This is a genomic window from Shigella sp. FC1967 (assembly GCF_001743005.1).
In the GTDB taxonomy this organism is placed as follows: Bacteria; Pseudomonadota; Gammaproteobacteria; order Enterobacterales; family Enterobacteriaceae; genus Proteus.
Map to the genome: position 1 here is coordinate 1 of NZ_MIIZ01001343.1, position 381 is coordinate 381.

General features: G+C 44.6%; 1 pseudogene. It reads left to right on the plus strand.

The features are described 5' to 3' along the window. A pseudogene (locus tag BHE89_RS21845) lies at positions 1-381 on the plus strand (3'-5' exonuclease); the annotation flags it as partial.

Genomic DNA, 381 nt, shown 5'->3' on the forward strand with positions numbered 1-381 from the left:
GAGACGTTGGCTTCTGAAACCGCAGACATGCCACTACATGTACAAACAGACCGAATTATTCGTGATTCAGGTTTAAAAGCGATGTATGAGCAGGAAAAAGGTGAAAAAGCGCAAGCCCGTATTGAAAACTTAGAAGAACTGGTCACGGCGACTCGCCAATTTAGCTATCAAGATGAAGACGAAGATTTAATGCCATTACAAGCGTTTCTTTCGCATGCCGCATTAGAATCAGGCGAAAGCCAGGCGGATGCGTATCAAGATGCCGTACAGTTAATGACGCTTCATTCGGCTAAAGGGCTCGAATTTTCACAAGTCTTTTATTGTGGGTGTCGAAGAAGGCATGTTCCCAAGTCAAATGTCGCTAGATGAAGGTGGACGTTT